This is a genomic window from Endozoicomonas sp. ISHI1, assembly GCF_024606225.1.
Lineage (GTDB): Bacteria > Pseudomonadota > Gammaproteobacteria > Pseudomonadales > Endozoicomonadaceae > Endozoicomonas_A.
Genome location: NZ_JAGRPU010000035.1, coordinates 1 through 26656, shown reverse-complemented (window position 1 = coordinate 26656; position 26656 = coordinate 1). Strand labels below are relative to the sequence as shown.

The window sequence follows — 26656 nt, the reverse complement described above, 5'->3', positions numbered from 1 at the left end:
CGCCGTGCACGTTTACCCATACCTCTGTTCAGGGTAATTGAACAAAAAATGTCTTCAGTATGTATCATCCATTCTGTTAATCATTTGTTGCAGATAAAGGCAAAGTAAATGCATGGGCTGGCGCCATTTTTGTTAGTTGTTCTTAACAACATGTTATGAACTTTCATCCTCAGACCGACTCTACATGACTGCATTAATTTTGAATTTTCTTTCTCATCGAGAACAACTACTCACTTCGAAGATTCCGAGCATGAATAGACTGGAAAATAACGGCACCGTCGGCGGTTCACCTCCACCAGAACCCTATCAGACTCTATTGGCGCAAGCTCCAACGGGTGTCAGTGAGGGTAGAAATATCACTGTGCCTGACGAGAGTAAACCTTCACTACTCAATTTGACCGTCTTAACACATTTGAAAATTATTGGCTGTTTGAGGCTTAAAGATGTTGCCCGTTTAAAACAGGTGTGTACCTACTTTCGTGAAGTGATTCAAGAAGATAATGCCCTGGCAAAGGCATGGTATCGTCGTTTTCCTTCATCACACCAGTTTCTTTTAAAGACAATCGTCACTGCAAAAGATGATGATCAACTCCGTTGTTGGATGGAGCGGTTTATCAATGATAAGGATTTAATTGAGTCGCTCATAAAGCGCCGAAACAGTCCTTATTTACCTGCTCTGCTTCATTTCACTAATACAGAACGTAAGTCTCAAATTGAAAAACTTAAATCAGTTACAAGAGGCACTATTTTGCATAATAGCCTTGTCTGCTCAGTCGATTTCAGCCCTGATGTTTGCCATATAGTGACCGCCAGTTATGACGGCACAGCGAAAATCTTTGGCCTGGAGGCTGATGGATCATGGAAACAAAAAGTCACCATTCGTCACGACCAAAAAGTAAGTTCGGCCAGCTTCAGCGCCGATGGCCGCCATGTAGTGACCGCCAGTAACGACGGCACGGCAGAAATCTATGGTCAAGAGGCCGATGGTTCATGGGTGCGAAAAGTCATTATTGATCATGAGGAAATTGTTTACTCAGCCGCCTTCAGTCCTGATGGTTGCTATGTGGTGACTGCCGGTAACGATGGCACGGCGATCATCTATGGCCTGGAGGACGATGGTTCATGGGAACGCAAAGCCACCATTTCCCATGATGGTCGTTCCGTCGATTCAGCGACCTTTAGTGCCGACAGTTGCTATGTGTTGACCGTAAGTCGTGATCACACAGCGCAAATCTACGGCCTGGAGGACTTTGGATCGTGGCAACCAGAAGCCATCATTAGTCACAACGGTACAGTCAGCTCGGCGAGCTTCAGTGCCGATTGCCGACATGTGGTCACTGTCAGTAGCGATTACAATGTAAAAGTCCATGGTCAGGAGATAGACGGATCATGGCAAGAAGAAGCTACTTTACCCCATAATCTCTCGGTCAAGTCAGCCAGCTTCAGCCCCGATAGCCATCATGTGGTGACCGCCGGTGACGATAACACGGCGAAAATCTATACCCAGGTCTGTGATGGATCATGGGCAAAAAAGGACATTATTTCCCATAATGAGTCGATTCTATCAGTTGTCTTCAGCCCTGATAGCAGCCACGTGGCGACCGCCAGTGCTGATAACACGGCGAAAATATATAGCCGGAAGGACGGTGAAACATGGGAAGAGAAAAAGACCATCTTCCATGAAAATTGGGTCAGATCAGCGACCTTCAGTCCCGATAGCTGCTATTTGGTGACCGCCAGTGACGATGGCACGGCGAAGATCTATGGATTGAAGGCCGATGATGGATTATGGGAAGAAAAAGTGGCCATTTCTCATAAGGGGAGGGTCAAAACAGCGATCTTCAGCCCCGATGGCCGACATGTGTTGACCGTCAGTAAGTACGGCACGGCGAAAATCTATGGTCAGATGCTCGATGGATCCTGGTTAGAAAAAGCGACCATTTCCCACATTCGTCGCATCGATTTAGCCACCTTCAGCCCCGATGGCGACTATGTGGTGACCGTTGCTAATGATGGGCGGAACAATGGTAACGGTCAAAGCGTGAAAATCATTGAACTCGGGTGAATAATTGGTCGTTTGCTGTGTCTCATGTTGAATCAATAAATGAAAAACCTGCGGGCTCTGCCCCACGCGATGTGTTTGTTGCGGAGAAAAAGACGGATAGTCCATGGGCTGGCGGCAATTTTGTTAGTTGCTCTTAGCAGCATGTTACTAGCTTCCATTCTAAGCCGACTATGATTCTCCAAAATTAATTCCGAATATCCTATCAAATCGAGGATAAGTAACCACTTAATAGAATCCGGGTATGAACAGAGTAGATAATAACGGCACCACTGGCGGTTCAATTCCCCCAGCACCTCATCAATTTATATCGGCGCGAGCACCAACGGGTGTCTATGCGGGCAGGAATATCACTGTATCTGACAAGGTTAAACCTTTACTGCTTTATTTACCCCTCGAAATACAGTTGAAAATTATTGGCTGTTTGAGATTCAAGGATATTGCCCGTTTAAAACAGGTATGTACCTACTTTAGAGAAATTATTCAAGAAGATTGTACTTTGGCAAAGGAATGGTATCGCCGTTTTCCTTCACCACAACAGTGTCTTCTAAAGACTACTGTCACTTCAAAAGATGATGATCAACTCCGTCGTTGGATGGAGCGGTTTATCAATGATAAGGATTTAATCGAGTCACTCATAAAACGCCGAAGCAGTCCTCATTTACCTGCTCTTCTTCATTTTATTAACACTGAACAAAAGTCTCAATCAAGAACATTCAAGTTAGCCACACAAGTCATCTCACATAATAAAAATGTCCAGTCAGCGAGTTTTAGCGCTGATGTTTGCCATGTATTGACCGCCGGTCTTGACGGTATGGCAAAAATCAGTGGCCTGGAGGTTGATGGATCATGGCAGCCAAAAGTCCTCATTCTTAACTGCCGTTTGGGATGTACAGCCAGCTTCAGCGCAGATAGTCGCCATGCGGTGATCTTCAGTTACGACGGTACAGCGCGAATCTATGGTCAAGAGGCCGGTGGTTCATGGGAACGAAAAGCCATTATTGTTCATGAGGACGCCGTCTATTCAGCCACCTTCAGTCCCGATAGTCGCTATCTGATAACCAACAGTCGAGATGGAAAGGCGAAAATCTACGGTCTGGAGGACGGTGGTTCATGGGTAAAAAAAACCATCATTTCCCATCAGGATGACTCTGCTTCAGCGATCTTCAGCGCCGATGGTCGCTATTTGGTGACCGCCGGTGACGATCACACAGCGCAAATCTTCGGCCTGAAGGACGATGGACCATGGCAACCGCAAGTCATCATTCGTCACAATAGTTGGATCAGGTCAGTCAACTTCAGTCCCGATAGCTGTCATGTGGTGACTGTCAGTGGTGATCACAATGCGAAAGTCTGTGGTCTGGCGATAGACGGATCATGGCAAGAAGAAGCCACTTTAACCAATGATCTGGCGATTCAATCAGTCAGCTTCAGCCCTGATAGCTGCCACATGGTGACCGTCTGTGACGATAAAACGGCGCACATCTATAGCTATGAGGACGATGGATCATGGGAAGAAAGAGGCATCATTTCCCATATTGGTTCGATTCTATCGGTTGCCTTCAGCCCCGATAGCCGCCATGTGGTCACCGCCAGTGCTGATGAAACGGCGAAAATCTACAGCCAGGAGGACGGTGAATCATGGGAAGAAAAAGAGACCATCTGCCACAAAGATTGGATCAGATCAGCGACCTTCAGCCCCGATGCTAGCCATTTGGTGACTGCCAGTGACGATGGTAGGGCGAAGATCTACGGCCTGAAGAACGATGGGTCATGGGAGGAAAAAGCGACCATTTCTCATAGGGGGTGGGTCCATTCAGCAACCTTCAGCACGGATGGCCGACATGTAGTGACTGCAGGTGCTGACGGCAAGGCGAAAATCTATGGTCAGATGCTCGGTGGATCCTGGTTAGAAAAAGCGACCATTTATCGTGCTGGTCCCGTCACGTCAGCCATCTTCAGCCTCGATGGCGACTATGTGGTGACCGTCGCTCACAGTGGTCAGAATGACGATGCTGATGAAACCGTGAAAATCACTGAACTTAGTGTAACTCCTGAATCCGCAAGCCAGGGTTTTTGGTGTAATATCCTCTGATTCTGCTTTTCACCCTGTGAATGCGTCTTTTGTGAAACTCAAAATCGAGCATTCAACTACCTTTATATGGCCAGCCTGGGAATCCCTCAACAAGGTCCGGTAAATTTTTCGATCATCAGCATCGTCGGTCGTGAAACAAAAGGACAAGATTTCTCGACAATGCGTGATCGTGAGATCGAGCCTGGAGTCGTATTGTAAACAGTTGACGTCTTTCCTCACTTGGCTTCTTTTGAGAATATCCTGTGACTATTGATACGGTGTTTATCAAAAACGACAATTGCCGTTGAATCCAGCAATACATGACAAACCTGTTAGCTGTCCCCTGCACTGTGTCTTGAGATAAACAATCTGACCTGTGTTGGACAATGAGGTTGAGCTAGCAACGTTTGAAGTTCCGAAAGGCATTCTGATGAAAATAGATGATGATCATTATTTCACTGAGCGACAGTTTTGATATAACTGTTGCTTTATTGACATTGTAGATAAGTTGCTTATGCTAGTCTGTTGCAAAAATTGGGCAAAAATCATCGACATCACAGAATACTCTGGCTACAGATAGGGTGCCTCCGGTTAGATGTCTACGGTTTGGTATCCGAAAGATAGCCAGGTTATCTGAAGACTCCTTGTCTTTTTTTGCCTCAAACTGACCTTAATTCATGGATATAAGGAAAAAGCATTTCTCAATTGTCCTGTTTACTATTTAACTAAAGTAACTCCTCTGGATTCGGGTATTCGTCTCATGCATACACCCTACTCTGCAGATAACTATCAAAGGCCTGTCCTGAAGTCTCCCAATGGCTCAAGGAGAATTTTATTGCATTCCTGCTGTGCTCCCTGTGCCTGTGAAATCATGAGTGCCATTAAAGCGTCTGGTTTTGAGCAGACGGTGTATTTTTATAATCCAAATATTCATCCCTTGGAAGAATATGAGTTAAGGAAAAAAGAGAACAAGCGTTACTGTGAAAAAAATGACATCAACTTTATTGATGCCGACTATGATACTGAAAACTGGTTTGATCGGGTCAAGGGGTATGAGGACGAACCGGAGCGTGGAGAAAGGTGTTCAATTTGCTTTTCGATGCGCTTTGAGAGAACAGCGTTGTATGCTTTTGAACATGGTTTTAATCTTATTTCCAGCACACTGGGTATTTCCCGCTGGAAGAACCTTGAGCAAATCAATCGCTGCGGCGTTGAAGCTGCCAATCGGTATCCGGATCTGACATACTGGACTTTTAATTGGCGCAAACAGGGTGGCGCTTCGAGAATGATTGAAATTTCCAAGGATCAGCGTTTCTATCAACAGGAGTATTGTGGCTGTGTGTATAGTCTGAGAGATACCAATCGCTGGCGGATGAGTCAGGGTCGCCCGAGAATTAAACGACTTATCAAGTTTTATGGTGAACACTGAATGGTGCCTTCGTGGGCTAACCACACTTGTTTGATACATTGAGGTCTGATGATGAATATATTTGAAGAACTTCTGCATCGTCTGGGTAGTAAAACCAGAATCCGTTCTCTCTTCAGGGATGTGGGTATGGATGAGATGGAGCGTATCATTAACCGGCTGAATGAGGTGCTGGAAGAAAAAAACCAGGAAAAAGAAGCCGCAGATATAAAACGAAAAGAAAAGCTTCAGAGTGTGGAAGAGATCAAGAAAGTCATGGAGGCCAAAGGCCTCTCGATGTCTGACCTGAATCTTTTGCAAGAGATAGGTAAGGAAGGCAAGCGCAGGAGAAACGTCTCCAAGCATAATTTCGAGTTTCAGACAAACTCCGGCGATACGGTGCGCTGGTATGGCTCAACAACAGGACGCTTGCCAAAAGAGTTTCAGGACTATCTCGATCGTACCGGCAAAAAGAGGATTCACTGCATTGCAGATTAAGGGTAACAGTGTCTTACAGTGGGTCTTGTCAGGCTTGCAAGTGAGTTACCAGGGTACGCATCCATAAAGACAGGTCACTGATGTCGTCCAGAATCAGAAACAGCAGGGCGACATCCACCGGGTCTATCGTGTTTTCCATCAGGCAGGTTTGTTCCCGAATTTCTTGACTGATCTTTCTGAGTTCATCGACATCACAGGCAAGATTTCTCCTGAAGCGACCTTGAGATTGGTTGTACTGCTTTCTGAATCCGCCCTGACTGAGTTCATTTAATTCGATGACGGCCCGCCTTAATTGATAGACAGTCTTGCCAAACTGTCGGGTCAGGTCATTCAGTGGCACGCTCATTTCGGCTGGTAATCGAAGGGGACGATAGCTTAATCGTTCTGACAGTCGAAAGGTCTGATGAGCCAGCTGGTTCTGGGACTGAAGTGCGTCCATGATCACTTCTCTGGGTTGAGCCATCAGTGATGGTTTTTGCAGGCAGAAAAGCACTTCTTGCGCCATTGCTTCCAGTTGATGGGGAAGTTCTTTGATCCAGGAGCTGCTGGCAACGGTCTCTGTGTGTTCAGAGTTGAGGACTTGAATCTGCCGGTTGAGGTGCGTAAGTGCATTCATTACGGCATTGCGATGTCGTAGCAAGGGTTTGAACGGTGAGCCTGAGAAGAGGCTGGCAAAGGTTTCCAGATCCATAAAGGCGTTATCGACCGGACAGGGAATTGCCGTAGTGTGTTGAGTAGATGTTCAGTAGAATTGAGGAAAAGCGCTACCATCAATGGCGGTGCTTTTTCGTTTACGGGCTTCTACGCAGAGAGAAGGTAAACCAGCTATGGTAACGGGACTGGAAAGGGTAGCAGCTAAAGCCCGGAGTAATCCGAAACTTCGACTCACCAGCTTGGCTCATCACATCACACCGGCGAGCCTCTGTTCGAATCTGAATAAGATTCCCAATGGGACATCGCCCGGGGTTGATGGATTGACAATGGAAGAGACGAAGAAAGGCTTCGGTCAATGGCTTGAGCAAACACTGACATCTATTCATCGACAGGGCTACAAGGCACCGCCGGTCAAAAGAGTATGGATACCAAAGCCGGGAAAGAAGGATAAACGCCCATTGGGTGTTCCCTGCATTAATGATCGAGCCTTGAGATCATTTTTCATGTCACCTATAACGGCTAATTTTCAGGATGGTGGGTAACTTGAGTTATTTAAATCAGCTCATTTTTTGTATTTTCGGAGGTATGGCTCCGGCAGTCGAGTTGTTAGTGAACGGATGATTTGATGATTGCATTGTATTCCCACTATTTGTTGGGAAAGCACCGGTTGTTGAAACAATATCGGACAGAAATTTGACAACTGTATGAGCACCTTTTTTTCTTGCATAATCTAATGGACTATCACCTTCAGTTGTTAACTGGTCAAGAGTGAAATCAGATCGTTTTAATAGTAATTGGATGAAACTTAGTGCGTCAGACTCAATAGCTGCCATCAGTACAGTCTTTCTGCAGCCTTTTTTCTGTAGAAGTGTTTTTCTATTGCTGATGGCCTCTTCAACTTTTTCACGTGCTTTATCATTATTGTGATAAGTTTTATTATACTCGCCAATTAATGCTACAATTTCATCTCCGTGGAATTGAACTCCCAGTCTTATATCTTTCAGATGATCAGCCAATGTCTCTATGTCATTAAATTTCTTCTTGTTTAGCTTCCCCTTTAAAAAGCTACGTACTGTTATATCGTGCATGATAGGCTGATCAATATTCGCACCCAGATTGATTAGTTTGTTAATAATCTCAAGGCTTGTTGAATCAATTATTTCCTGAAAGGCAATATGGCATAATGCGGTCTTACCATCAGAGTCCTTAGCATCAACGCAGAGTTTATGACAATCTAATATGGACTGAATTAACCTAATTAAATTACCACTATTAGACCCATCTTTCTTTTTCTTGTAACAGTCAATGGCTACCTGGAGCGGTGTTTTTCCTTCGAGGCCGGGAGCATTGATATCTTCTTTTTCTATTAATCTCCTGACAACCTTCAGGGCAGCATTCTGGATAGCATAAATAAGCGGTGTTTCATTATTGACTTTTAAATTATTAATACTTAGGCGATTTATCATTATTTTCATCAGATCTGATGAGTCGGCTTGGATAATCGACATTAATAATCTTTCTTTGTAGTTATCTTTCAGATCACTAGCCTTGAGTCCCAGCATCTCTTTTTTTATTTTTTCATAAGTTTTGAGTCGATAGCAGTTCTCAATTTTGTTTAGGTTGGCAATCGATTCTATCAACGTCAACCGGCCATTTCTGGAGTCTTCCAGATTATCTGCCAATGTCTCTATATCATAAAATTCCTTCTTGTTTAGCTTCCCCTTTATAAAGCTACGTACTGTTATATCGTGCATAATAGGCTGATCAATATTCGCACCCAGATTGATTAGTTTGTTAATAATCTCAAGGCTTGTTGAATCAATTATTTCCTGAAAGGCAATATGGCATAATGCGGTCTTACCATCAGTGTCCTTAGCATCAACGCAGAGTTTATGACAATCTAATATGGACTGAATTACCCTAATTAAATTACCACTATTAAACCCATCTTTCTTTTTCTTGTAACAGTCAATGGCTACCTGGAGCGGTGTTTTTCCTTCGAGGCCGTGAGCATTGATATCTTCTTTTTCTATTAATATCTCGATAACGTTCAAGGCAGTATTCTGGATAGCATAAATAAGCGGTGTTTCATTATTGACTTTTAAATTATTAATACTTAGGTGATTTATCATTATTTTCATCAGAGCTGATGAATTGGCTTGGATAATCGACATTAATAATCTTTCTTTGTAGTTATCTTTTAGATCACTAGCCTTGAGTACCAGCATCTCTTTTTTTATTTTTTCATAAGTTTTGAGTCGATAGCAGTTGTCAATTTTGTTTAGGTTGGCAATCGATTCTATCAAAGAGTCATTAGGTAATTCATGGCTAATACCCTTCTGACTTCTGGAAATCTCTGTTTTGTCGACATCCCATAAATTTTTTATGTGACCGATAATACGGAGTCCATTGCTTAAAATGCAGGAATATAAATCACTATTCTTACCAGAGCATCTATCAGGATGAAAATATTTTGTCAACGTTTTAATAATGTACTCTACATTTGAATTGTCTGTATTTTGATCAATCTTCAATATGTTGGCTAACAGAAACTTGAATATTTTTTTTTCATTATCAGTTATCGTAACTTCGTTGTCTAATTTGTTTAGAATTGATTCCATGAAGTTTCCGACACCTTTAAGTTCCCTTAAAGATTCTTGTAAATTGATCTTCTTCGATCTTTTTTGCTTATTGAGCTCTTTTAGAGCGTCTTGTATTTCTTTTGAATCAGCAATATTACTCTCTATCGCTCTGCAGAAATTTTCAGCATGCCTGTTTAATCTATCAAAAAAATCAGAGGTTTGAGCAAGAGTGGGTAATATATGAATGAATTCAATAGTTCTTTCATTGATAGGTGTGTCATTCGGAAGTTTACTGGAATATTTAAGGTTTTGCTGATCATAAACTTTCATGAGTTTAATTTTTAAATCGGGTTCCACAGATTTGCCATTGCCTGAATGCATCAGGTAGGCACCTCTGTCATGTACGTCAAACAGGACCTTTGAAATTAAACCAAGCGCTTCCATGTTCATAATTTTGAGCTTCCTTTCATTAATTTTTTGTAAATGGTTTTTAGAATTTACTATTGATTGAATTATTCATTAGACTTCTGCTTGTACTAAAAGTTCAATTAAGAGCATTTTTGGGCCAATCTGTGACTCGTTCCCTCGCTCCAGCGTGGGAACGCATACCTGACTCACCATAACCGATCCACCTCTAACAAACCTTCAACGCCGACGTAATTACTTGCGCTGGGATAACTCCGTTACTCCGCCCTATCGACATAACCTCTTTTCACCGGGTTTTGATGAATAGCCACAAGGTGAAGATAATTTTCAAGAATGACATAAGCGTGCATTTTCATCCCTCCTCGCTACGGGCACTGTTCTCGGTCAGCGCTCCCGGCGCGAGAGCTTCATCAATGCCTTTTTGCAGGCTTTCATTTTTGCAGTCGTTGTTGCGAACTCTGAGGCTGTATCAGGGTTGCTCTGTGTACACTGCCTCAGCACCATAAGCAAAAGCGTAGCGCATGTTTTTTAGGGTTCCGGCAGGCGATAGGAGTTCCGGTTTCATACTGCAGATGCTCTGTTCAGTGCACGATCGGGCATTACATCAGTGTGAAAACGACAGAAAATAAGCAGTTTGTGAAGGTGTGGTCAGGGAAAAGCGGGCCCGACAGAACATCGGGCCGGAAAGAACCCGGGATCTTACTTGATCTTGTATTCTTTGTACTCAACGTGCTTGCGTACAACCGGGTCGTACTTTTTGAACACCAGCTTGTCTGGGGTGTTACGCTTGTTTTTGGTTGTGGTGTAGTAGTGACCAGTGCCAGCCGACGAAACCAGCTTGATCTTTTCACGAATACCTTTAGCCATGACTGATTGCTCCCGCTATCTTAGATTTTTTGACCGTTACCACGCAGTTCGGCCAGAACGGTGTCGATACCTTTCTTGTCGATGATGCGCATGCCTTTAGCGGATACACGCAGGCGAACGAAACGCTTCTCGCTCTCTACCCAGAAACGCTTGTGGTGCAGGTTGGGCACGAAACGACGCTTGGTCTTGTTGTGCGCGTGGGAAACGTTGTTCCCGGTAACCGGGCGCTTGCCGGTAACCTGACAAACTTTGGACATAGTAGTGGCCTCTCAAACCAAAAAAACCCAGCCATGAGGCCGGAGGATTCCGTTGTTCGTTTTCGGGCAGGTCTGCCCAATGTCAAGAGTCAGAACTCTCAGCAGCTACCCATATACAAAGACCGCGCTTTATATCAAAGTCAAGGCTTTGGTGCAAGTTGGGCGCTATTTTCGGTCAGGCTCCTGCCGGACTGAAAAGTCAGTTTTGCAAGGAGTCGCAGGCTGAATTATCCACTGATTTGAAAGGAATCTATAGTGGTAAAAAACGATATTTGTGGCGTCAGGGTACCTGATTATCACGTACCTGTGTTGTAGGAAACCTTTTGAATCTTGCCAGCATTATACCCATCGCCATTGGAGATGCGGGAATGTTGACTGCTCCGGTCGGATTCACATAATGCCTTGCTCCGCCAGAGAAACCGATATGCCTTTACCAATGATAATATGGTCCAGTAGTCTGATATCCAGCAATGCCAGTGCTTTCTTGAGGGTTTCGGTGATTCTTATATCAGCCTGACTGGGCTGTGGGTCACCCGATGGATGATTATGGCTGGCTATAACGGCCGCTGCGTTGAGCTCCAGGGCTCTTTTTACCACCTCTCTGGGGTAGACAGGCGCCGCATCAAGTGTGCCCTGAAACAGGGTTTCCAGAGCCAGAACCCGGTGCCGTGTGTCCAGAAAAAGGCAGGCAAACTCTTCTCTTTGACAGCCCCTGAAATGCAGCTGAAGATATTGACGGGTGGCATCCGGGCAGTTGATCGTGCTTTGCTCAGACATTTTTTCAGAGAGTACTCTCTGACAGATTTCGAGAATGGCACTGAGCTCAGTCGCTTTTGCTTTTCCAAGGCCTTTTAAAGTTTGTAATTGCGCAGGTGTTGCACAAAGCAAACCACTCAGTGATTGAAAGTGCTGAATCAGCTGGGACGCGAGGGTCAGGACATGAGTGCCTTTGTAGCCAGTGCGAAGTAGAATTGCCAACAGCTCAGCATCGCTGAGTGCCTGAGGCCCGCGAGAGATCAGCTTTTCCCTGGGACGTTCCTCTTCCGGAAGTGCTTTTATGGCTGTGCCCTGAAGGTGTTGAGTCATAAGGTCTGAAGTATCGACTGTTAAGTTGGTGCCACTTCAGACACAATAAAACCCGGAAAATTCCCAAAACCCGGAAAATTCCCTGATTTGTCGAATGAGCGTACAACCCCGTACTTTTTAACGCCGCATCAGCGAAGCGCAGAACTTTTAGTAATTGAGAGTCATGAATCAAAAGAGGCGACATCTACAATGACACAGGGTGTTCTCTGTCTCCTCTGTCTCTGTTTGTGTCTGAGTTTGTGTCTGTGTCTGCTCTGTCTCTGTTTGATTCTGTGACTGTGTTTCTGTCTCTGTTTGAGTCTGTGACTGTGTTTCTGTCTCTGTTTGAGTCTGTGACTGTGTTTCTGTCTCTGTTTGAGTCTGTGACTGTGTTTCTGTCTCTGTTTGATTCTGTGACTGTGTTTCTGCCTCTGCCTCATTCATTCTATTCGAAAGCGTTTTAAGAAATGCTACTGATTTCCACTGATCGGCTTCGCTTAACTCTGACATACGCTGAAAGAACAAATTAGATAATGTTTCGTATAATCCTCTATCGGTATCGTTTATCGGTGGGTACTGGTGTTGTGACTTTACAAATGTAGCTGCTATAGCCAGTGTATCAGGATCTGCCGGCTCGCTTTGTAGTATGGCAATCATTCCTGCCTGAGCCCCTGGTCTGGAAAGTGCCTGATACATAGGTTCTTCCCAACGACATCTCTCATGATCTCCTGATTCTGCACCATGGTGTATTCGGGATCGCTGCCTACAAACCGGGCATAGTAGATCACGGTGATCTGATCGTAATGTATTTATACAATCCTCATGAAAATCATGTCCGCAGCAAAGGCTGGTACTTTGCTGATCACTGTTAATTTCATGTAGACAAATCGGACATACGTCAGCGTATCCTGTGCTGATTGTTAAAATTAAGTTGAAGACTAAAAAAATAAACAAGCGCATAAACGGCTTCACCATTTAGATTTTAATCAAGAGAACCGGCATTACAAAAAGTGCCAAAGGAAAGCATCTACTTCGCAGTCCCTGAATTTGTTATTAAGCGATGCTTTTAGATTTGTGTACTTCTTTATAGAGGCCAGTGTCATGTTCGTCCAGATCAGATTTCATCTTTTTCCGTCCGTTTCCCAACTTCATGAATTTCGCTACAAAGGCCGCATGTGTCGGGAGGAACTCGGTCTGGCCCCTACCAAGAACAATATTGACTATGCATCGGGCTTTGAGGCCACCATTCTGTAGGAAATACACGACTGATTTTCATAGGTATTTAATAACTGTTGTGTGTTGGACTGGACTTTTCAACAGCAGTGGCAGCCTTTAAGACAATGAGGCACTGACAGGGTTGTATCCTGCATCAGTGATTGATGTTTATCAGAGGGGTAAAACAAAGACTAAAAAGGTAAAATCCGGCCAATCTCTGTAGCAATGACTGATCAATGTCATCTATCTAATGCCTGTCTTATAAATTAAAATAGCTCCAAAGGTTTATAGGAATTGAGAAACACCCTTTATTTATCGAACATAGGCCGACTATGCAACGTTTAAGAAATAAACGGATTTTGCTTGGCGTCACAGGAGGCATTGCTGCCTACAAAAGCGCTGAGTTGATTCGTATGCTGCGCAAGTGGGATGCGGATGTCCGGGTGGTCATGACCAAAGCTGCCTGTGAATTCATCACGCCTCTGACGCTTCAGGCCCTTTCCCACAATCCGGTACATCTGGATCTGCTGGATGCCAAAGCTGAAGCCGGAATGGGTCATATTGAGCTGGCCCGCTGGGCTGATGTGGTGCTGGTGGCACCGGCCACAGCTGACTTCATGGCCCGGCTGACTGGTGGTCAGGCCGATGATCTTCTGACCACGCTGTGTCTGGCAACCAGTGCCCCTGTCTGTCTGGCTCCTGCTATGAATCAGGGCATGTGGCGAGACCAGAGCACGCAGCAGAATATTGAGCTGTTAAAAGAACGCAGCGTTCGTATCTTCGGGCCTGACGAGGGTAGTCAGGCCTGTGGTGATATTGGTCCGGGTCGAATGCTGGACCCTGAACTGATCGCCCGACATGCCGCTGAAATGTTTGAACATGATTTGTTGAATGGCCTGAATGTTCTGATTACCGCCGGACCTACCCAAGAAGCCCTGGACCCGGTGCGGTTCATTTCCAATCACAGCTCTGGAAAAATGGCATACTCTCTGGCGGATGCAGCTATGGAAGCCGGCGCGTCGGTGACGCTGGTCAGTGGGCCGGTTGCTCTGGAATCACCCGACCGGGTTGAACGTATTGATGTCATCAGTGCCAGAGATATGCATCAGGCTGTCCTCGATAATATCGAAGGGGTTGATATCTTTATTGGCTGTGCAGCGGTCTGTGATTATCGTCCTGTTGAAATCCAGAAAAACAAGATCAAGAAAAATCCTGATGATCCTTCTGAAACGCTGGAGATCAAGTTGGTCAAGAATCCAGATATTGTTGCATCGGTAGCAGATTTGGAGGTACGACCCTTCGTCATTGGCTTTGCGGCAGAAACCCAAAATGTTCTGGGTTATGCAGCGGATAAGCTGCATCGCAAGAAACTGGACCTGATTGTTGCCAATGACGTATCAGATGGTGATATAGGTTTCAGCAGTGACAATAATGAAGTGACCGTTCTGGGTGAAGATTTTGAAGAGCCCATGCCAAGAGCTTCCAAGACAGTTCTGTCCAGAAAGATTCTGAAAATTATTGCGCGCCGTTTTGGTAAATGGAAAGAAGCACACGAAAACACGTCAGGTGACCAATGAAAGCACTGAAAACCCGAATTCTTGATGCACGACTAGGCTCCGAATTTCCTATGCCAGCTTATGCAACCGATGGCTCTGCAGGTATTGATCTGCGAGCCATGCTGGAAAAGTCCCTGACACTTGAGCCGGGTCAGACTGAGCTGCTGCCTACCGGTATGGCCATTCATATTGAAGACGCTGCTCTGGCTGCCATGATTTTACCCCGCTCCGGGCTGGGGCATAAACACGGTATTGTTCTGGGTAACCTGGTGGGTCTGATTGACTCAGATTATCAGGGGCAGTTAATGGTTTCCTGTTGGAACCGGGGTCAATCGACGTTCACCATTGAGCCCGGTGAGCGCATCGCTCAGCTGGTGCTGGTGCCGGTGGTTCAGGCCAAACTGGATATTGTTGAGAGTTTTGAGGAAAGCGATCGCGGTGCCGGTGGCTTTGGTCACTCAGGCACTCGATGAATCAGAGCAGGCAGTGCGAGACACTGCCTGAGCCGGGAGCATCTTTTTTTAGGGTCAAACTTTTACCCTGCTTTTTTTTTCGGCTGATGGTGTTTTGTGAGGAGTATTGATGGATAAAGCGACCCAACTGCCATTGCATGATCGGGCCCGGGTAATCACCGAGGCACTGCCCTATTTGCAGCGTTTTTCAGGTAAAACCATAGTCATCAAGTACGGTGGCAACGCTATGGAGACTGAAGAACTGAAAAATGCTTTCGCCCAGGGCGTCGTCATGCTGAAAGCGGTAGGCATCAATCCTGTTGTTGTTCATGGGGGCGGCCCTCAGATCGGGTCCATGCTGAAACGTCTGAATCTGGAAACCCGCTTCGTGCAGGGAATGAGGGTGACAGACTCGAGTACTATGGATGTTGTCGAAATGGTACTGGGTGGATTAGTCAACAAGGAAATTGTCACGCTGATTAATAACAACGGTGGTCGTGCAGTGGGTGTTACAGGTAAGGATGGTTGCTTCATCCGGGCACGGCGTTTGAAAGTGACCCACAAGACACCGGAAATGTCGGCACCGGAAATTATAGATATTGGTCATGTGGGTGAAGTGGAGTTTATCGACACCAGCATTGTTGAGATGCTGCAGAACTCAGATTTTATTCCTGTGGTGGCACCTATTGGTGTTGATGATTCAGGTCTATCATACAATATCAATGCCGATCTGGTGGCGGGTCATCTTGCTGAAGCTCTGAATGCGGAAAAACTGTTACTGCTGACCAATACTCCGGGGCTGCTCAGTAAAGAAGGTGAGTTGTTGACCGGCCTGGATTCCGGGCAAGTTGAGAAGCTGATTGCTGATGGCACGATTTATGGCGGTATGCTGCCAAAAATCCAGTGCGCCCTGAATGCAGTCAGTAATGGGGTAAACCGGGCTCATATCATTGATGGAAGAGTTCCCCATGCCTTGCTACTGGAACTTCTGACCGATCAGGGCGTGGGTACTCTGATTACTGGTGGTCAGTCGTGAATCTAAGGCCATGGGAAAAGAAATAGCCTTCTTAACGTGACGTAAGGCAAAATAGCGATCTTTAAGGTCAGAGGTCAGCGGCATTTTTGGCTCAAGGCTTTTTTTGGCTCAGGGCTGTTTGTAGTCTGAAAAAATTTTCACGGACATAGTAAGAGTGTGTCGAGAAGTAATGGATAAAACCAGAAAGTTTTCCCGAAAGGATCAAATTCTGCAGGCACTGGCCCATATGCTGGAAAATGCCCCCGGAGAGAGGATTACCACCTCATCTCTGGCCAAAGAAGTGGGGGTGTCTGAAGCAGCGCTCTACCGCCACTTTCCCAGTAAGGCCAAAATGTTTGAAGGCCTGATAGAGTTTATAGAAGACACTTTGTTCTCAAGGGTTAATCTGATATTGGAAGAAGAGCAGCGGGCTTTGCAGCGATGTGGCAAGATTCTGCAACTTCTGCTCGGTTTCTGTGAGAAAAACCCTGGCTTAACCCGTATTCTTACTGGTGATGCTCTGGCCGGAGAGCCTGATCGCCTGAGACAAAGAGTTTTCAGACTGTTTGACCGGCTGGAAACCCAGATCAAGCAAGTCCTCAGAGGTGCTGAACTCAATGAGGGACTGAGACCCCAAGTCACCCCGGGTGCTATGGCTAATATGCTGCTTTCCATTGTTGAAGGACGTATTTGCCAGTATGTGCGCAGTGAGTTCAAGCGAAAGCCAACTGAGCAGTGGCTCGGGCAATGGGAAGTGCTGGAAACGATAGTCTTCAGGTGAGCGTTATGCGTAAAAGCCTGAGCCTTGGGTTCCCGAGGCTTGCAGGGCAAGCCTCTTGAGCTGATTTCAGACCCCGTAGCGTTCTCTGTATTCCCTGATGGCGGTGGCATACATTTTTATGTCTTTGTTCTCCTCAGCATACGACAGAAGGTCATTAAGTGTGACAATGCTGACCACGGGAATGGCAAAATCTCTCTCAACTTCCTGAATAGCCGACAGTTCGCCCTTGCCTTTTTCCTGACGGTCCAGGGCAATCATGACTCCGGCCGGACTGGCAGGGCTCTGGTCGATAATTTCCATGACTTCTCGCACAGCAGTTCCCGCTGTGATCACGTCATCCACAATGATGACACGACCTTCAAGCGGTGCGCCGACAATATTGCCCCCCTCTCCATGATCTTTGATTTCCTTGCGGTTGAAACACAAGGGCGTATTGAGGTTGTGATGCTCAGACAATGCTACAGCAGTCGTGGTGGCGAGAGGGATACCCTTGTAGGCCGGGCCAAAAAGAATATCGTACTCGATGCCGGAATTGACCAGGGCATGGGCGTAGAACTGACCCATTTTGCTGATGGCTTCACCGGTATTGAAAAGACCGGCATTAAAGAAGTAGGGCGATTTTCTGCCTGATTTTAGGGTAAACTCACCGAAGCGAATGACTTGTTCCTGTAAGGCGAAGTCCAGAAACTCTCTCTGATAATCGAGCATGATCTATCAAGTGCTTATTCGTAAAAAAGATAGCTGTATTTTACCGTGAAAATTTCTCACATGCAGGCTCCGAAATGATTTTTACCAGATAAAGTTGGATTTACTGGAGTAATATGCAGTAGAACGAACGATTGGCTGGTATGAAGTTTTTATAAAGCTCTGACTAATGGATCGGAACCTTTTGAAATCCGGTCTTACGTCATTAGTCGTGTAAATCTGCAGTAAGTCTATGATAAGAAGGTCAGCAAACTGTATGGGAAACTTCAATTTGTAAAATACCTTTGCCAATTATCCATCGGTGCAGCTATTCTCGAAGGTAGTGTCTTTAGAAGAGAAAAAATCAAAATAATGTTTTGATGACTAACGGCAGTACCCTGTTCTGAGCTTTTGAGAAGCCGGGGCAGCATTTATGCGGATAAACATATCGGCGACAACCCTGTATCATCCGTCAGTTAAAATTCCCTCTTTTCCTGTACTCTGTGTAGTTGAACTTTTACCGTGGAAATGCAGCTCTTGTAACTATTAAGTTATTTCCAGGGTTTAATCAGGGCGGTTTAAAGCTGGTCCCGACTCCGGGAAGTGACGCTCTGGTTGAAGAGCGGCTTGTGGCTATCCAGGTTGTGAGTCGACACCCTCATTGGCGTGAGAGAGATGCAGGATGAAGCCTGTTTTAACGACTGTTGACTTAAGTCGACAGCCCAATCAGGTGTTTTGCTTTATGCCGGGCCAGGTCTGGTCAAGGCAAGGTGTAGTCAATAATGAGAGTTATCAGCTTTAATTGCGAAGGCATAAAAAACGCGCGTGAAAAAGGCCTTTTTGACTGGTTAATGGACCAGGATGCCGATGTTATCTGTTTGCAGGACATTCGTGAGGATGAGTTTGCAATGGAAGAAGACCGGTATCAGCTCAATGAATATTTCTGTTATGCATATGGTGGCTATGACAGGAAAGATTCTGGCGGTGTAGCTATGTATACACGTCAGTCGCCCAAAGCCATTATCAGCGGCCTTGGTTTTCCCGAGGCGGATGAAACAGGGCGTTATATCCAGGCCGACTTTGATAAGATCAGTATCGCCAGCATGTATGTGCCTGAAGGTCATGATGCTAACAGCCAGAATTTCAAGTATCGCTTTCTGGACAATTACTCCCATCACCTGAATAAGCAGCGTCGCAAGCGCCGTGAATTCATTATGGCGGGTACCTGGAACATTGCTCATCGCAAGATTGATGTGGCCAACTGGCGCGATTCTGAAGAAGTTTCCGGTTTTCAGCCTGCCGAACGCGGCTGGATGGAAGGCTTGCTGGGTGATATGGGCTTCTTTGATGCCTATCGTGAAGTAGATCGTGAGTCTGGCAAATACAGCTGGTGGCAAGATGATTTTCTGCGTCAAGACAATCTGGGCATGCGTATTGATTATCAGATCATCACGGCCGGAATGCGTCACTGTGTATTGAATGGCGGCATCTACAAAAACCAGACTTTCTCCAGTCATGCTCCGGTTATCATCGACTTTGACTGGGAATTGGAGAGCTGATCTGCACTTTCTTTTAACCGATAGCTGACAGGCTCTCGGTTATCCCTATTCCTACGTTTCATCCGGCGATGCCAGACCGGCAAGCGGTCTGGATCAGGCGGTTTATTCTGCCAGAGCCTCTTTTTGCAGATTAACCAGATCATCAATGCCTGCTTTAGCCAGGGCTAACATGGCTGTCATCTCGTTTTGACTGAAGGGTGCTGTTTCAGCGGTACCCTGAATCTCAATGAAACCACCCTCTTCTGTCATGACGACGTTCATATCGGTTTCAGCGTTGGAGTCCTCTGGATAATCCAGGTCCAGAACCGGACTACCCTGATAAATACCTACAGAAACAGAAGCAATCAGTTGGAGGAATGGATCATTCTTGATGATCTTTTTCCTTTGCATATGTCGAATAGCATCAACCAGAGCTACGCAGGCACCGGTAATAGAAGCTGTGCGGGTACCACCGTCTGCCTGGATCACATCACAGTCAATGGTGATGGTGTTCTCACCCAGTTTTTTCAGATCAACAGCAGCGCGCAGGGAGCGGCCAATAAGGCGCTGGATTTCCAGAGTGCGGCCACCCTGCTTGCCTCTGGCAGCTTCGCGACCCATCCGGTCTGTGGTTGAACGGGGCAGCATACCGTATTCGGCGGTCACCCAGCCTTGTCCGGAACCTTTCAGAAATCGGGGAACTGACCTGTCGACAGACGCGGTGCAGATTACCTTGGTGTTGCCAAACTCAACCAGCACTGATCCTTCAGCGTGCATGGTGTACTCACGAGTGATTTTAATGTTGCGTAACTGATCTGCAGTTCTTCCACTGGGACGCCGCATGGTCTTACCTTCTACCGCCGAGAATGTTAAAAGCGGAATTATAACCAAGGCAGGCCGAGGGCTCTATGTTTGCCATAAAATAACCACGGACGGCCGAAAGCTCACCGAAGCTTGATACTGCTTGCTGTTGATGTATCCTGCAGCACCAGATTGCAAACTTTTTCGTACACTACTCATGCTCAGCCATTGTGGCTGGCTGTTCTTTTAATAGGGAAACTTATGACTTCCAGTATGACGGCGTTTGCCCGTACTCAGGTCCAGGAGGGCTGGGGCAGCCTGGTGTGGGAAATTCGTTCAGTCAACCATCGCTACCTGGAGCCTCATTTTCGTCTGCCAGAAGCTGTCAGGGAATTAGAACCCGCATTGCGAGAGGCATTGAGAAAGCACTTGCACAGGGGCAAGGTAGAATGTTCATTGAAGTTGCAACTGGCGGAAGGTCAGCAGCAACTGAACGTCAATGAATCGGTCCTGGAAGCTCTGCAATCTGTGGTGAACAAAGTTGAAACCTATTTCATCAATGCTTCCGGCGTGAATCCTCTGGAAGTCCTGCAATGGCCCGGCATTATGGATAATGAAGAGACCAACATGACTCCGGTTCATGGGGCAGCTGTCAAAGCGTTTGAAGGAGCCCTGTTACAGCTGTCGGACTCCCGTCGCAGAGAGGGGGCCGAGCTGGAGAAATTCATCCGGTTAAGGCTGGAAGGTGTCACCGAAGAAGTAGAAAGCGTGCGCTCTATTCTCCCTGATTTGCTGGAATCCCAAAGACAAAAAATCATGGATCGTCTCAACGAAGCCAGGGCTGAGCTGGAGCCGGATCGACTGGAACAGGAGCTGGTGATTCTGGCACAGAAAATGGACGTTGATGAAGAGCTGGATCGTTTATCTGCCCACATTTCTGAAGTTAAACACACTCTGGGCAAGAAAGGGGCTATCGGGCGCCGTCTTGATTTTTTGATGCAGGAACTCAACCGGGAAGCCAACACGCTGTCCTCAAAATCCATTAACGCAGGTCTGACACAAAGTGCTGTCAACCTTAAGGTGCTGATTGAGCAGATGCGGGAGCAGATACAGAATATTGAGTAAATGCTTGTGGTTCCGGGTTTGCGTGTTCTTTGCGTAAACGCTTTAGTTGTCTGCCAAGTCCGATGGCATTGTATTAATTTTATCCATTGATATTGATTGCCAGTATGGGCAACCAGTGTATCGCCATTTATAAACGATGCCTTTGGAGGAAGTAGTAAACGACTGGCGACAAGTGCTCATCAGGTAGGCTGAGCCCCAGTTAGAGACCCAGCTATAAACTTTCTTACCACCTTTCAGTTGCAGCGTGGAGCTGGGGGCTCCCCAGTTACCGACCACTTCTTCTATGTGGTGACTTTGCCAGGATTCCATGACCTCCCGAGTGGTGGTGCAGCCTGTCAGAAGGCAGATGAAAAGTAGAGAATACGTCAAAGAATGGTTGTTGAACACCTGACTGCCTTGCTTCGATCTTCAGGGTTTAATCAAAGGATTATAGAAGTGATTAGTCTGTAGTAAGAAGTATTCAGTTTGTAGAAATACCTTTGTGTAAAATGAAGACTTAATACTGATCTTCCAGCAGTCGAAACTTGAACTGTCTATAGCCCGGTGAGCTGGAGATGCATTCCAGCAGTTGCCCTTTTCGGATCTTGTCTCCCTGGAGCAGAGTGAATTTCAGTCCACTTTTGAAGGACATCCTGGGCGTTATCAAGGTGGGCATATCATTCACAGGCGGCATGATTGGTAAAAGGAACGCTCTCTGATAGTGAGTGGTGTCCATGTTTTTTTTCAGAGGTGTGAGCGCACAAGGTTTTGTTGAGGCAGACAGAAGCTCCAAACCCATGAGCAGATCTTTTTTATCATTCACCTGAACCCAGCGTACTGCGGCCAGTAGCCAGTTTTTCTTGCCGGTTTCTCTGATAGCCAGAAGCTCTCCGGTTCGCAGCTGTTGTTCAAGATCACCACTGCTGCTCAGGCAATAACCCCCTGCGCAGGTATTGATGATTGAGCAACTGTAAACGGGGTATAGAGGTTCCCGATTACCCGAGTGGGTAAAGTGGACGAGCGAAGTGCTCGTGAACATCTTTGCATCTTCATCGGTGTGCGCGTCATGGGCCTCCGACCAGGCATCACTGCTGTCATTGGAGGAGAACGTGCTCTTGCCAGATTTGTTTTGTGCGATATGTCCGGAAACCATTTCATCAAATGACTGCTGATCGTGCAGGAAATAATGAACCGCGCTGAAGCCAAAACAGATCTCACAAGTGTCTGAGCTTTGCTGGCGCTGGTGTTTTCGTTGTCCGGGAAGGCTCCAGGCAGCCGCCAGATGATCAATGACCCGTTTGGCCATAGCTCCGGGCTTTTCTTCCGAGACGGATTCACTCAGCCTTTTCAGGTGTGCGGTTAGTAGCCTGGAATCCAGAGCCAGAAGGTGATCATTTTTTTCTCCTTCCAACAGAGAGCTATAGAGCAGGCCTTCATCGGAATCCAGATTGACCACAAAGTGTGACCGGCTGTCTTCTACAGGCTCGAGTTTGCTGTGTGGTGCCCAGAGGCAAAGTGCCTTGAAAATCTGTCGGATTTCCTGGGGTCTCAGCTGGTTGGATCGGGAGCGACTGAGCAATAACGCCCGCTTATACAGATCCGAAAGAGACAATTTCCTGGCTTTGGTGGTGATGGGGTCCTCAAGGCTGAAAGTTTCCAGATTTTGTGTGCGGGCAGCGAAGTATAGCGTGTGCATTTCCAGCCATACCCGCTCGGGAACAGGTCGATAATACTCGCAGGTAAAGAGCAGAATAGAGGCACTCTCAGTCATTGACCGATGCAATGCTGCGGCCAGGGGGCTGGCAGTATCCTGTTGGCTCTGACTGCTTCGGACAACCATCTTGTAGACTTTCAGTAGCCTGAGTAGCAGCTTCAGACAGTTGTTGTACTCTTGTTGCTGAGCATCATTGAAAGTGACGATATTTTTCAGAGTCTGACTCTGACTCTGATGTACCAGAAAATAAACGACGGGCCTGAACTGCTCAACCAAAGACCATTGAAGAGAAGGTTGTACTTTGAGGCGGGTCAGTTCTTCCAGCGCCTGCCCTATTGATTTAAACGACACTGACCTGTCGGTTTTAGGCAGTTCACTGAGCCATTGGTGAACCGCATGCACATCCGTTTGGCTGAACGATAAACTGTTCAGGCTTTGAGACGGGAGCTGCAATGGAATCCTTTCGTTCTGCATGTCCATTGAATCATCCTGATTATCTGCCCGTTAAAAAATCTTTAGCACTATTTCTTATATTAAGATCACAGGCTTAAAGAATCCAGCATGACTGGCGGGCTAATTGATCGGTATCGGGGTTTTGCTGGCCTCTCCTGCTATCTCTCTGACCAACCTGGGGACCAGGTAACCCGGACATTTCTGCATAAGTTCATGAATGAGTATCTTCGCGCTCTCTTCCGTTACGTCAAAGTGAGCAGCACCTTGAACCCGGTCCAGAAGATGCAGGTAATAAGGCAGTACTCCGGCATTAAAGAGGGTGTGACTCAGATCAGCCAGTGACTCAGAGTCATCATTAATACCTTTAAGCAGAACCGTCTGATTAAGTAATATGGCACCCGCTTGTCTTAGCTTTTGCAGTGACTGTTCAACCGGCTCATCGATCTCATTAGCATGGTTGCAATGAATCACCATAACGGGTTTAAGTCTTCCACCACAAAACCAGTGGAGCATTTCCCGGGTGACTCTCTGGGGAATAACAATGGGCAGACGGGTATGGATTCGAAGCGTTTTTAAATGGGGAATATCGGACAGTTCCTCTACTATGCGGGCAAGGCGGCTATCAGAAGAAGCCAGTGGATCTCCGCCGCTCAATATGACCTCATGAATACTATTTTGAGAACGAATGTACTCTACCGCCCGCATCCAGCTGTCTCCGCCCAGCTGATTGTCACCATAAGGGAAATGCCGCCGAAAGCAGAAACGGCAATTTACGGCACAGGCTCCGCTGACAATCAGCAGCAGTCTTCCCTGGTATTTATGAATAATACCCTGGGTCGGGTTCCGGGACTGTTCTGCCAGAGGGTCGAAACTGAAACCACTGACTTCCACACACTCTTCTCCCAGGGGCAGAACCTGCCTGAGTAATGGATCGTACTGGTCACCCCTCTTCATCCGGTCTATATATGGACGTGGAATCCGCATACTGAAAGACTTGTCGCCTTTGATGGCTCCCGGCAGCAGAGTGTGTGGAAGATTCAGCATGTTCAGCAGTACTTCAGGGTCAGTGACTGAATCTCCCAGTACTTTTTTCCAGTTTTCAGGCTGCTCTTCGGGAAGCAGAAGACGGGTTGATAGCTTGTCAGTATGCACACCGCCCTCGTAACGGGTTATCATAGGGGTTTTCATTTTGCTGGTAGTGTCCGATGGCTAGTTATAGTACCAACGAGTTTCGTTCTGGTCTCAAGGTGATGTTGGAAGGTGACCCCTGCGTCATCATTGAGAACGAGTTTGTAAAACCGGGTAAGGGCCAGGCCTTTAACCGGGTTAAGTTCCGCAACCTGATGAGCAATCGTGTCTGGGAACGTACCTTCAAGTCTGGTGAAAGCATCGAAGCGGCAGACGTGATGGACTATGACATGGAGTACCTCTACACCGACGGTGAATTCTGGCATTTCATGATGACCGACGGTTCTTTCGAGCAACACGCTGCCAGTAAGGAAGCCGTGGGCGACACTCTCGATTGGCTCAAAGAGCAGGAAGTATACTCCGTAACCCTGTATAACGGATCCCCTCTTTCTGTGTCCGCACCTAACTTTGTAGAGCTGGAAGTCATTGAAACCGACCCGGGTCTGAAAGGTGATACCGCCCAGGGGGGCTCCAAACCAGCCAAACTAAGCACTGGTGCTACCGTGAAGGTTCCTCTTTTTATTACCGAAGGTGAAGTTCTGAAAATCGATACCCGTACTGGTGAGTACGTGGGTCGCGTGAAGTAATTGGCCGGTTCCTCCAGCTTCTGGCTGGAGGGTTTTCGTACCTCTCTGTTTTTGTGATTCCTTTCTACTGCGATCCCTCTTTGATTTTGTTACAGCTTTCATTGATTGCCTCTCTGTCGAGGCTAAGATGTGACGCATTTTCACGAATGGAGTATGACTTACATGTCATCCGATAATTGGAAACCCTCTGCCTCAATCACGACGCTTCAGGAAAGGGCTCGGTTGTTTGCCAGAATCCGACAATACTTAGATGGGCAGCAAGTAATGGAAGTGGATACACCCATGCTTTCTGCCAACGCGACTGTGGATCTTCATATCGACAGTTTTATCACTACCTTTCGACCTATCGGAGCGGGTAGTGAACAATCCTGTTACCTTCATACATCGCCCGAGTTTCCTATGAAAAGGCTTCTGGCTGCCGGCAGTGGTGATATCTATTCTCTGGGTCGAGTATTCCGTAATGGTGAAGCGGGTGGGCGGCACAATCCTGAATTCACTATGCTTGAATATTACCGGCTTGGCATGGATCAGCATCAATTAATGGATGACATGACATTACTGTTGTCGTCAGTCACAGCCTTTAAAGAGGTAAAAAGAGTCAGTTATGGGAAAGTCTTTCAGGAAAAACTGGGGCTGAATCCTCACGGCGCATCGGATGAAGTGCTTTCTGCTCTGGTTCAAAAACACGTAGATAAGGGACTGTCAGGTCTGGGAAGAAATGACTGCCTTGATCTGTTGTTTTCAAATAGGATTGAGCCTGAGCTGGGCCTCGGCAGGGCCGGTGAGCTTAATGGCGTTTACGTCTACGACTACCCAGCCAGTATGGCCGCCCTGGCCCGGCTTCATACGAATGATCAAGGTGATCAGGTGGCTGCGCGATTCGAGCTTTTTACTAACGGTGTTGAACTGGCCAATGGTTACCATGAACTGACCCATGCCGAAGAGCAGCAAACGCGTTTCCGGACAGAGCAAATTAAACGCAAAGAACAGGGTAAACCTGTTTACCCCTACGATCATCGTCTTATTGAAAGCCTGAGGTCAGGTATGCCCGATTGCGCCGGCGTTGCCATAGGACTTGATCGTCTCCTGATGTTAATGCTGAACAAAAAGAAGATTGCGGATGTCGTTGCGTTCGATTTTTTCAGGGCCTGAACAAGCAGCTCGTAAGGTAAGATTACAAACGTCATTCGACGCTGGAATCATTGTGTATTTATATGACCAGCAATGAGTATTAGGTATTAATCCCCTATTGTAATAGTAGGTTTCGGACGTATAATTCGATCCACTTCTTCGGCGCAACATTCCATTGTTAACAGGCAGCAGTGCAGTCAATAAAATATTGATTGACAGTTTGGTTTAGCGATGTAAAATGCGCCGCCGCTGAACAAGAAAAGCAACGCTGATTAAGTATGGGCGTCTGCCAGTTTAGCGAGTTGAAAAGTGGCTTTAACTCTCTGGTAGAGACAGCGCTTGACAACGACCGGCGCCAAGGTAAGATGAGCGCCTCGCTGAACGGCACTGACTGCTGCTTCAGCCGGTTAAAACCTTCTCGTTTTAATCCAGTTCTTTAACAAATTATCAGACAATTCGTGTGGGCGCTTGTGCGAATGGCATCGGTCAACAGAGCTTTGCTCTGGAATGATTTAAATGCTGATCAAGCAAGCGAACATACTCGTTA

At 46.5% G+C, this 26656-nt stretch carries 25 protein-coding genes and 1 pseudogene; 14 read left to right on the top strand and 12 right to left on the bottom strand.

Translation table 11 applies throughout. The annotated features are described in order from the left end of the window. Positions 1-250 precede the first annotated feature (250 nt). From KBW69_RS18670 to KBW69_RS18655, 4 genes are all read left to right on the top strand, one after another. Positions 251-2065 (top strand): hypothetical protein, encoded by a 1815-nt coding sequence (locus KBW69_RS18670; protein WP_257281838.1) that lies wholly within the window; start codon positions 251-253, stop codon positions 2063-2065. Positions 2066-2306: 241 nt separating this feature from the next. Continuing rightward, positions 2307-4157: an F-box/WD40 repeat-containing protein gene (locus KBW69_RS18665; RefSeq protein ID WP_257281837.1), complete on the top strand. Its 1851-nt coding sequence runs from the start codon at positions 2307-2309 to the stop codon at positions 4155-4157. An 814-nt stretch (positions 4158-4971) separates the two neighbouring features. Beyond that, positions 4972-5565 (top strand): epoxyqueuosine reductase QueH, encoded by a 594-nt coding sequence (locus KBW69_RS18660; RefSeq protein ID WP_257281836.1) that lies wholly within the window; start codon positions 4972-4974, stop codon positions 5563-5565. A 48-nt stretch (positions 5566-5613) separates the two neighbouring features. Further along, positions 5614-6039 (top strand): H-NS family nucleoid-associated regulatory protein, encoded by a 426-nt coding sequence (locus KBW69_RS18655; protein ID WP_257281835.1) that lies wholly within the window; start codon positions 5614-5616, stop codon positions 6037-6039. Between the two features lie 28 nt (positions 6040-6067). Here KBW69_RS18655 and KBW69_RS18650 read toward each other — a convergent pair whose 3' ends face one another. Further along, complete coding sequence (locus KBW69_RS18650) at positions 6068-6730, bottom strand: DUF47 domain-containing protein (protein ID WP_257252873.1); 663 nt, start codon at positions 6728-6730, stop codon at positions 6068-6070. 136 nt (positions 6731-6866) lie between these two features. Between KBW69_RS18650 and KBW69_RS18645 the strand changes: the two genes are divergently transcribed. Continuing rightward, positions 6867-7235: a hypothetical protein gene (locus tag KBW69_RS18645; RefSeq protein WP_257281834.1), complete on the top strand. Its 369-nt coding sequence runs from the start codon at positions 6867-6869 to the stop codon at positions 7233-7235. 15 nt (positions 7236-7250) lie between these two features. Here KBW69_RS18645 and KBW69_RS18640 read toward each other — a convergent pair whose 3' ends face one another. The 6 genes and pseudogenes from KBW69_RS18640 to KBW69_RS23915 all read right to left on the bottom strand — a co-directional run bounded on the left by KBW69_RS18640 (position 7251) and on the right by KBW69_RS23915 (position 12850). Beyond that, positions 7251-9725: an ankyrin repeat domain-containing protein gene (locus KBW69_RS18640; protein ID WP_257281833.1), complete on the bottom strand. Its 2475-nt coding sequence runs from the start codon at positions 9723-9725 to the stop codon at positions 7251-7253. Between the two features lie 367 nt (positions 9726-10092). Beyond that, positions 10093-10266: pseudogene (locus tag KBW69_RS18635) on the bottom strand (U32 family peptidase); the annotation flags it as partial. Positions 10267-10400: 134 nt separating this feature from the next. After that, on the bottom strand, positions 10401-10568 hold the full coding sequence (gene rpmG, locus KBW69_RS18630; protein WP_034834535.1) for a 50S ribosomal protein L33: 168 nt from the start codon (positions 10566-10568) through the stop codon (positions 10401-10403). Positions 10569-10588: 20 nt separating this feature from the next. Next, the gene (gene rpmB, locus KBW69_RS18625; RefSeq protein WP_257254239.1) at positions 10589-10825 is read right to left on the bottom strand and encodes a 50S ribosomal protein L28; all 237 of its coding nucleotides are present in this window, start codon (positions 10823-10825) and stop codon (positions 10589-10591) included. A gap of 390 nt (positions 10826-11215) precedes the next feature. Continuing rightward, entirely contained in the window at positions 11216-11911 is a 696-nt protein-coding gene (radC, locus tag KBW69_RS18620; RefSeq protein WP_257254240.1) for a DNA repair protein RadC, read from the bottom strand. Positions 11912-12079: 168 nt separating this feature from the next. Next, positions 12080-12850, bottom strand: a complete 771-nt coding sequence (locus KBW69_RS23915; protein WP_373690716.1) for an RING finger domain-containing protein — start codon at positions 12848-12850, stop codon at positions 12080-12082. 141 nt (positions 12851-12991) lie between these two features. Here KBW69_RS23915 and KBW69_RS18615 point away from each other — a divergent pair, with 141 nt between their 5' ends. The 5 genes from KBW69_RS18615 (at position 12992) to slmA (ending at position 16909) form a co-directional block, all read left to right on the top strand. Continuing rightward, positions 12992-13144, top strand: a complete 153-nt coding sequence (locus tag KBW69_RS18615; RefSeq protein ID WP_257254049.1) for an Arm DNA-binding domain-containing protein — start codon at positions 12992-12994, stop codon at positions 13142-13144. A 293-nt stretch (positions 13145-13437) separates the two neighbouring features. Further along, positions 13438-14682 carry a bifunctional phosphopantothenoylcysteine decarboxylase/phosphopantothenate--cysteine ligase CoaBC gene (gene coaBC / locus KBW69_RS18610; protein WP_257254048.1) on the top strand — a complete coding sequence of 415 codons (1245 nt, stop codon included), beginning with the start codon at positions 13438-13440 and terminating at the stop codon, positions 14680-14682. Continuing rightward, entirely contained in the window at positions 14679-15134 is a 456-nt protein-coding gene (dut, locus tag KBW69_RS18605) for a dUTP diphosphatase (protein WP_257254047.1), read from the top strand. The genes coaBC and dut overlap by 4 nt, the downstream gene beginning before the upstream one ends. Positions 15135-15243: 109 nt before the next feature. Beyond that, positions 15244-16149 (top strand): acetylglutamate kinase, encoded by a 906-nt coding sequence (argB, locus tag KBW69_RS18600; RefSeq protein WP_257281832.1) that lies wholly within the window; start codon positions 15244-15246, stop codon positions 16147-16149. A 169-nt stretch (positions 16150-16318) separates the two neighbouring features. After that, the gene (gene slmA / locus KBW69_RS18595; protein WP_257281830.1) at positions 16319-16909 is read left to right on the top strand and encodes a nucleoid occlusion factor SlmA; all 591 of its coding nucleotides are present in this window, start codon (positions 16319-16321) and stop codon (positions 16907-16909) included. 66 nt (positions 16910-16975) lie between these two features. Here the strand turns inward: slmA and pyrE are convergent, their stop codons facing one another. Next, complete coding sequence (gene pyrE / locus KBW69_RS18590; RefSeq protein ID WP_257254045.1) at positions 16976-17617, bottom strand: orotate phosphoribosyltransferase; 642 nt, start codon at positions 17615-17617, stop codon at positions 16976-16978. A gap of 758 nt (positions 17618-18375) precedes the next feature. On the opposite strand from pyrE, the gene KBW69_RS18585 reads away from it, so the two are divergent. Continuing rightward, entirely contained in the window at positions 18376-19152 is a 777-nt protein-coding gene (locus tag KBW69_RS18585; protein ID WP_257281829.1) for an exodeoxyribonuclease III, read from the top strand. 102 nt (positions 19153-19254) lie between these two features. Here the strand turns inward: KBW69_RS18585 and rph are convergent, their stop codons facing one another. Continuing rightward, the gene (rph, locus tag KBW69_RS18580) at positions 19255-19974 is read right to left on the bottom strand and encodes a ribonuclease PH (protein WP_257254683.1); all 720 of its coding nucleotides are present in this window, start codon (positions 19972-19974) and stop codon (positions 19255-19257) included. Positions 19975-20193: 219 nt separating this feature from the next. On the opposite strand from rph, the gene KBW69_RS18575 reads away from it, so the two are divergent. Continuing rightward, entirely contained in the window at positions 20194-21057 is an 864-nt protein-coding gene (locus tag KBW69_RS18575) for a YicC/YloC family endoribonuclease (protein WP_257254684.1), read from the top strand. 42 nt (positions 21058-21099) lie between these two features. Here the strand turns inward: KBW69_RS18575 and KBW69_RS18570 are convergent, their stop codons facing one another. The 3 genes from KBW69_RS18570 to epmB all read right to left on the bottom strand — a co-directional run bounded on the left by KBW69_RS18570 (position 21100) and on the right by epmB (position 24379). Continuing rightward, a complete protein-coding gene (locus tag KBW69_RS18570) occupies positions 21100-21366 on the bottom strand; it encodes a hypothetical protein (protein WP_257254685.1) in 267 nt (88 codons plus the stop codon). Positions 21367-21553: 187 nt separating this feature from the next. Further along, the gene (locus tag KBW69_RS18565; protein WP_257281828.1) at positions 21554-23230 is read right to left on the bottom strand and encodes a hypothetical protein; all 1677 of its coding nucleotides are present in this window, start codon (positions 23228-23230) and stop codon (positions 21554-21556) included. Between the two features lie 93 nt (positions 23231-23323). Continuing rightward, positions 23324-24379 carry an EF-P beta-lysylation protein EpmB gene (gene epmB, locus KBW69_RS18560; RefSeq protein WP_257281827.1) on the bottom strand — a complete coding sequence of 352 codons (1056 nt, stop codon included), beginning with the start codon at positions 24377-24379 and terminating at the stop codon, positions 23324-23326. Between the two features lie 29 nt (positions 24380-24408). On the opposite strand from epmB, the gene efp reads away from it, so the two are divergent. Together efp and epmA are read left to right on the top strand one after the other, a co-directional pair. After that, positions 24409-24978, top strand: coding sequence for an elongation factor P (efp, locus tag KBW69_RS18555; RefSeq protein WP_257281826.1), 570 nt, complete (start codon positions 24409-24411; stop codon positions 24976-24978). 162 nt (positions 24979-25140) lie between these two features. Further along, positions 25141-26130, top strand: a complete 990-nt coding sequence (gene epmA, locus KBW69_RS18550) for an EF-P lysine aminoacylase EpmA (RefSeq protein ID WP_257281825.1) — start codon at positions 25141-25143, stop codon at positions 26128-26130. Positions 26131-26656 lie beyond the last annotated feature (526 nt).